The following is a 7050-nucleotide window of genomic DNA, read 5'->3' on the forward strand; positions in this document are numbered from 1 at the left end:
GCGCTCGGCACACGCCGCGTGCCCGGCACACGATGAGCACCCGGCACTCCTGGCGCTCCCGGCGCACACGTGGTGCTCCCGGTACTCCCGGTACTCCACGTACTCCCGGAGCGGAGGGTGCCGGTACCGCGCCATGAAGAAGCCCCGGGCCAGTGGCCCGGGGCTTCTTCGCCGCCTGGAGCTCCGCGGTCAGCCGCGACCGCCCGGACGCTGTCGCCGCGGGCTCCGACGCCCGCCCACGCACAACGCCCGGCCGGGAAGCCGACGCGGCTTCCCGGCTGCCGTCAGGTCAGATCGTCGGCGTGTCGTCGACGATCTCCTTGTGCGGCTCGACGATGAACTTCCAGCCCTCGCTGGGCTCCAGGAACCGCACTCGGGTCGGGTAGATGTCCAGGGCGCGGCGGTCGCGGTTCTGGCTGTTGTTCTTCCGCGCCCGGGCCGGCTCCTCGTACAGGTCGACCTTGACGTCCGGCACCTCGACGACTTCCTCGCTCCAGCGCTGCACGACTCCCGCACCGAACGCGTCCCGCGCGGCGGAGTAGAGCGACTCCAGGGACTCCTTGTTCCCGTTGGGCACGAAGAGGGCGAGGTTCAGGAGGACGCCGGCGCTCTGGAGAACCTCGATCTCCTCCCCCGCCTTGTCGGCAACCCAGATCCCACTCTCTTCAGCATTGTCCGGGAGGACGTGAATCTCCTCGCCGAACACCGTCCTCGCAGCGAAGGATCCCCCCTCGAAATTCTTGCCCGGCTCCGTGAGGAAAGCCGGGGCGTAGCAGTCGAGAGGAAGGTCGCCCGTCCCTGCCGAGACGAAAATGGCGTCCTGGGGGCCCAAGCCTGAAATCTCTTCGGCCGTAAGACGTCGAGCCGTAACCTTCTCGGTGTTCACGCCATTCCCCTTTTAATCGCGGCGTCCTGTGAATTCATTAAGACTCTACCACGAAAATGATCAACCACTTCCCATTGCGCGGGCCCTCGCATCAACCGCGCAACCGGCCAACCCTGCGGGAAATCCCCTACGGACGAGAGGCGGTCAACTCCCTTGCACGGGCATGGAATCGCGGCATCCTCGGGGGAATGCGGCACCCCCCGGAGGCGTCACCCCTTTTCTTCACCGATTTCAGTAACGGAGCCCTGGCCACCGAGGTGCAGCCGGTCGAATTTCCGGTGCGATCGCCGTGTGGACCGGGTACGAAACGAGCAGGTCGCACAGCCGGGATGCGCTTTTGTTATGCACATTTGGGATGCGCATTTTGGATGCAAATTTGAGATGCGCTGCCGAGGTGCACACCCGGGGGCACATTCAAGGTTTCCCGTGTTCGCGCAACGACAGAATCCGGGCTGCACACATGGAGTGACAACACATGTCGAAGCCGGGCCCGGGCGGGCTTTCCGATTTCAGCGGCATATCAGTGACCGCGAATCTCCTCACGCCTGCCGTGCGTCAGGTCCCGCCCGCAGCCATGACCCCGCCCACCGGCGAGCGGCCGGCGGGCCGCTTTCGTGGTACTGCCGTACCAACATCATGGTACGGTCGTATTACGAAGAATGGATCTTCCAGGAGGTGCCACCGTGCCCGACAACCCGACCCGTGCACGCCGCGACATCGGCCGCTATGTCAACGACACCTTGCGCGACCGGTACTTCGCCGCCTGCGAAGCGGTCTACGCGATGGGCGCCCCCGCCCGCTCCGAGACGGACGTGGAGACGAGCTTCGGCACCACACACGTGTACCGGTACGGCCCCACCGACCCGGCCGCCGAGTCCCGCACTCCGGTGGTCCTGATCCACGGCGCGGGCTACTGCTCGGCGATGTGGTACCCCAACACCCCCGCGCTCAGCGCCGAGCGGCCCGTCTACGCGCTCGACACCCCCGGCGACGCCGGGCGCAGCGTCCACCGCGAGCCCATGTGGCAGCCCGAGCGTGCCGCGCAGTGGATGGACGAGGCCCTCGACGCGCTCGGCCTCGACCGGGTCCACCTCGTCGGCTCGTCCTACGGCGGCTGGCTGGTGCTCAACCAGGCGCACCACCGGCCCGGACGGCTCGCCTCCGTCACCGCCCTCGACCCGGGCGGCCTGGAGAAGGTGGGACTGCGCTTCTTCGCCTGGGTCTTCGCGAGCCTCTTCGCCAGCTTCGCTCCCAAAGCGCTGCGTCCGCGCCTCGCCTCCTGGCTGGAGCAGCCGGTCCTCGCCGTTCCCGAGTTGCGGAAGTGGGTCCAGACAGGCGCCCGGGCCTTCCGGATACGCCGTCCCGCACCTCTGCCGCTGGCCGAGGACGCGCTGCGCTCCATCCGGACCCCGCTCTACGTCATCATGGGCAAGCGCAGCCTTCTGGTGCACCCCAAGCGGCAGTTGGAGCGGGTACCGCGCCTGATCCCCGGCGCCCGCGCCGAGATCATCGCCACCACCGGCCACGGACCGCAGATCGACCACCCCGACGTCGTCAACGCCCGGATGCTGGGCTTCATGAAGGACGTCGACTCCGCCGAGCCGGCCGCCGTCGACGGCGCGGTCGACGCGTAGGGCCTGTGGCCGGAATCACCGGCGCCGGGGCGACGGCTGTGCACCACGGGCCACGAAGGCCCCACCCGCGTCAGCCGCCCGTCCCGGCATCGATGGAGGACAGGCTTGCGCGGGCCGCGGTCATGAAGGCGGTCTTGTGCTCCTCCAGGTGTTCGTTGACCTCGGTGTCGCCGATCTCGCGCCATACCGCCTGGTTGAGCGCGCGAGCGTACGCGTGGACGGCGGAGTGCAGGGCCGGATCACAGAGCAGCACGAGGTGTCGTTCGGCGACCCAGAGCGTGGTCATGGTGGTGCCGGCGGATGCACTCCAGCCGTCGTCTTCACCGCCCCATGGATCAGGGCGGCGGTAGGCCGCTCGTTCGGCCTCCTGGGCGCATGCGATGAATTCCTTGATCGCATGCAGCTGTTCGGTCCGGCGTGCCTCGCCGGTGGCCGCCCTCAGCCGCCGTTCCTCGACCCGCTCCGCGGAACGCTGGGTGACGCGCTGGGACAGGGCCGTCAGCCCGCCACCGAGCGCGACACCCGTGAGCGAGAGAACCGAACTCCACACGTCCAAGGCCACTCTGTCCCCCCTGAGACAAGTCCTTGCGCAGACTGAGACAAGTCCTTGCTCAGACTGCTTTCCCGAGCTTGGAACGCCGGTTCGCCATTAGAATCCACGCGTGCCCGACGAACCGTCTCCCGAGACCGTACGCCGTGCGGTCGTTCGTGGCCGTGGAGCCGGATTCGAGGTGCCCGAGGGCGAGGCGTCCGCCACCGCGAACAGGCTCAGCCGGCAGCTCGCCGGGCAGGACATCCGGGTGTTCGTCTCCGGACCCACGACCTGTACGGCGCTGCGACTGGTCGATGCGCACGAGGCCCGACGCACCCGTCCCGAGCTGGACACCCTCATCGCCGACTTCCGCAGCCTGGCACGGACCCTCACTCAGGAGTTCGAGCTGGGCACGCTCGACGAGAACGTCTGGTGGGCTGCTCCGCACGGCGAACACTGCCGCTTCGAGAACCTCGGAACCGGCGTGGTCGTGGAGGCCCACGTCCAGGCCCCCGACTCGGTCGACCCGTATTTCCTCCTGCGCTTCGCCGAGACCTCGGGGCGCTACCCCGGCATTCTCGGCGCCTGCGTGCACGGCTTCCACGACATGAGTCGCCTGCTGGAGATGGCGGGCGTCCGGTGAATGGACGCAGTGCGGTTCAGTAGCGGGCACTTCTGCCGCTGTCGGCAGTGCACTTGGTACCGGCAGCGCTGTGCAGTGCTGCCGGTACCGGCAGTTGCCGTCGGTGCCGGCCGTGCTGTGCTGTCGGTGCTGCTGATTCGTTGCCGTAGCGGGGCGGACTACCGTACGGGGAAGCCGAAGGAGTAGCCCTGCTGCTTCAGCCAGGGAAGGACCTCGCGCAGGGCGGCCAAGGTCTGGGAGCGGTCTCCGCCCGCGTCGTGGAAGAGGACGGTCGGGCCGTTGGAGATCTCGCGCTTGACGGTGGCGACCATGGCGTCCGCGCCGGGGCGCTCGAAGTCCTTGGTGTCGACGTTCCAGCCCAGCGGGCGCATCCCGCGGGACGCGGCGAGCTGTCGGCTGTACGGGGTGAAGGCACCGCCCGGGGCCCGGTAGTACTGGGGGCGGACGCCTCCGGAGGCCTTGGTGATCATGCGTTCGGCGTCGAGGATCTGCTGGGACTGGTACGCCTCGGACTTGCCGTCCATGGCGGTGTCGTGCGAGACAGTGTGGTCGCACAGCCGGTGCCCGGCCGCCACGACCGCCTTGACCAGGTCCGGGTGGGCCTGGGCCTGGGTGCCGACCATGCAGAACGTGGCCTTCACGCCGTTGTCCTTGAGCAGTTGCAGCACCTGCGGCGTCCAGACCGGGTCCGGTCCGTCGTCGATGGTGATGTTGACGCCCCGGGCGCCCTTGTCCGAGGCGTGGGCGATGTCCGCCGCCACCTTGGTCACGTTCCGGTCCTGGTGCCGGGCGTCCGGCGACGAGACGCGTCCTTGCGGCTGCGGCACTCCGGCGGTGTCGGCCTGGGCGGTCCAGACCGAGGTGGCAGCGGCCATCGCCGTCACCCCGAGTGCCGCCGCGAGAAGCCGGCCGTGCCATCCCTTCTTGTGCTTCGCCATGTCCGCCCGCCCCTTTGTCGTCTTCGCCGTTGCCGTGCGCCCATCTAGACATACGAACGGTCCGATGGGATGCCTCGGTTACCGTTCGCGGACAAATCTGCAGGGGGTCGGCGACAAACGCAGGGGTTCCGCGACAGGTTCTGCCCGGTCGGTGCGGCCATGGCCGACCGGGCAGAGCCGTCTGCCCGTCCCCGCCCGTTCCCCGTCCGTCCCTCGCCCGTCCGCTGCCCGCCCGCCTGGACGTCCGTCCGGGCCGGCGGTGCCGCCCCCGCCCGGACTGCCGTCGGGGGCGGGCCGGTTCAGACCGCTTCGGGTTGTGTCTCCGGGTGCCGTGCTGGTGAAGTGGCCGACTCCCATCGGGCGGTGGTCCGCACGTAGCCGAAGATCACCGAGCCCATCGCCAGCACGAGCAGTGGCCCGGCCAGCCACGGAAGCCTGGCCATCTCCAACGGCAGGTAGCGGTAGGACAACAGGAGCGCTGCGAAGACGGCCGTGCCGTGGGCGACCAGCCGGAGCCCCGATCGGTCCCAGCCGCGGTCGAACGAGCGCAGGGCCGCCTCGATCGTGAGGGTGAACACCACGCCGGCGATGAGATCCGCGCCGTAGTGGTAGCCGAATCCCAGCGTCGCGGTGAGCGTGGCGATCAGCCAGAACGTGCCTGCGTACCGCAGGAACCGCGGTCCCTTGCGGGAATGGATGAAGATCGCGGTGGCCCATGCCGTGTGCAGGCTGGGCATGCAGTTCCGCGGGGTGATCCCGTCGAACGGCATGGAGTGCGGGGCATCGACCGAGGGCGGCGTCACCGGCCACAGGTCGCCCAGCGACCAGGGCGCGCTGGACGACGTGTCCGACCACCACAGGCTGACGGACGCCCAGTGCTCGGTGCCGGTGCCATAGGCGTAGAGCGGCCCGACCACCGGGAAGATCATGTAGATGGCCGGCCCGAGAAGGCCGATCACCAGGAAGGTGCGCACCAGGTGGTGGACCGGGAAGCGGCGTTCGACGGCTACCTTGCGCAGTTGGTACAGGGCGACGAGGACCGCGGCCACCGCGAGCTGGCCGTAGACGATGTCGAGAAAGTTGAAGCCGATCGGGCCGGTGGCCGTGACGAGCCGGCCCACCAGCCACGACGGGTTGCCCAGCGCGTGATCGGCGACCGCCACGTACTGGTCGAGCACCATCGGGCGGGACTTGGAGGTGATGAGCAGCCAGGTGTCACCGGTCTTGCGGCCCGCCACCAGCAGCAGGCCCAGCCCGACGCCCTTCAGCAGCAGGGCGCGTTCCGGGCCGGTGCGGCGGGTGACGGCGATGACCGCGACGCCCAGGATCACCCACAGCGCGCCGTTGCCGAAGGGGTGTCCCTCGGTCACCTCGATGCCGGCCGCCCACCGGACCACCAGGAAGACGATGTCGATACCGATCGCGGCGGCAACCGCGATGAACCGTTGCCGCCAGGTGAGCACCAGCATCATCAGCGCCATGCCGGAGTACAGCAGGAAGCCCGACTTGGGGGCGACCAGCACCTCTTTCGCCTGGCTGACCATCGGTCCCGGCAGGCCGTAGTGGTGCGCGGCAATCTCCAGCGCGACGAGGAAGCCGAGGGTCACGACACCCGCCAGGGCCCAGAGCCTCGCCCGTGGTCGGCGCCACAGGGGGAGCGGGGGTCCGGATTCCATTCGCGAAAGGTCCTGCGATATTCGATTTCTCAATTTTCGGCCGATTTTCTAGATTTTGGTCAGATGTAAAGGCTGGTTCCGCTCGCCACCTTCAGATCGGACCGCTTTCTCCCTCACGAAGAACAGTCCGCCCGACAAGGGAAGACGAAAAGATTACCGTCCGGGTTCAGCCGCGTTCCCGGCCGCCCATTCACCTGCCATTGGGCGACCGCCGGCCGGCCGTCGGTCGCCGGGGTCACTCGCTCACGGTGAAGGCGGCCGGGGTCACTCGGTGACGGTGAAGGGGGTGTCCGCGCGCTTGTCGCTGTCCAGCCCTCTGACCTCGACCGACTTCTGCTGGTCGTCCGCATAGGTCGCGGGGACCTTGATCTCCGCGACGAAACCTCCGTCGGACGAGGCCGTGACGTCCCGGAGGTCCCAATCCGCGCTGTAGCTGCCGTGAAAGGTGATGCGTACGCGCTCGCCCGACGCGAAGCCCGAACCGGTGAGGGTGACCACCGAGCCGACGGCCCCGCTGTCCGGACTCGCCTCGATCCGGGGATTCACCGACACCTCGGGGGCCGGGTTCTCGGCGGGGAGGGACTGGACCGGCTGCGCCGCGGGCGGGGACCCGGGCCCGGACGGGGACGGCGCGGTGGCGGACGGCCGGCTGGAGGCGGCCGGTCCCGGCTGCGCGGCGGGCTTGCCGTTGTCGCCCACGGCCACGGCGGTGATGACGGCGGCCACGATGGTGGCCGCCGC

At 69.1% G+C, this 7050-nt stretch carries 7 protein-coding genes; 2 read left to right on the forward strand and 5 right to left on the reverse strand.

The genetic code is table 11. From position 1 onward, the window contains the following. Positions 1-289: 289 nt before the first annotated feature. Positions 290-886, reverse strand: a complete 597-nt coding sequence (locus AADR41_RS19060) for a hypothetical protein (protein ID WP_342282616.1) — start codon at positions 884-886, stop codon at positions 290-292. 659 nt (positions 887-1545) lie between these two features. Here AADR41_RS19060 and AADR41_RS19065 point away from each other — a divergent pair. After that, positions 1546-2520 (forward strand): alpha/beta fold hydrolase, encoded by a 975-nt coding sequence (locus AADR41_RS19065; protein WP_446751071.1) that lies wholly within the window; start codon positions 1546-1548, stop codon positions 2518-2520. Positions 2521-2590: 70 nt separating this feature from the next. Here the strand turns inward: AADR41_RS19065 and AADR41_RS19070 are convergent, their stop codons facing one another. After that, a complete protein-coding gene (locus AADR41_RS19070) occupies positions 2591-3082 on the reverse strand; it encodes a hypothetical protein (RefSeq protein WP_342282617.1) in 492 nt (163 codons plus the stop codon). 100 nt (positions 3083-3182) lie between these two features. On the opposite strand from AADR41_RS19070, the gene AADR41_RS19075 reads away from it, so the two are divergent. Further along, complete coding sequence (locus AADR41_RS19075; protein WP_342282618.1) at positions 3183-3695, forward strand: hypothetical protein; 513 nt, start codon at positions 3183-3185, stop codon at positions 3693-3695. 158 nt (positions 3696-3853) lie between these two features. On the opposite strand, the gene AADR41_RS19080 is transcribed toward AADR41_RS19075, so the two are convergent. The 3 genes from AADR41_RS19080 to AADR41_RS19090 all read right to left on the reverse strand — a co-directional run. Continuing rightward, the gene (locus tag AADR41_RS19080; RefSeq protein ID WP_342282619.1) at positions 3854-4633 is read right to left on the reverse strand and encodes a polysaccharide deacetylase family protein; all 780 of its coding nucleotides are present in this window, start codon (positions 4631-4633) and stop codon (positions 3854-3856) included. A gap of 299 nt (positions 4634-4932) precedes the next feature. Then, positions 4933-6309: a phosphatase PAP2 family protein gene (locus AADR41_RS19085; RefSeq protein ID WP_342282620.1), complete on the reverse strand. Its 1377-nt coding sequence runs from the start codon at positions 6307-6309 to the stop codon at positions 4933-4935. A gap of 264 nt (positions 6310-6573) precedes the next feature. Next, the coding region (locus AADR41_RS19090) for an IPT/TIG domain-containing protein (RefSeq protein ID WP_342282621.1) at positions 6574-7050 on the reverse strand (477 nt) is incomplete at its 5' end.

This window comes from Streptomyces sp. CLV115 (assembly GCF_038448545.1).
Taxonomy (GTDB): Bacteria; Actinomycetota; Actinomycetes; order Streptomycetales; family Streptomycetaceae; genus Streptomyces; species Streptomyces sanglieri.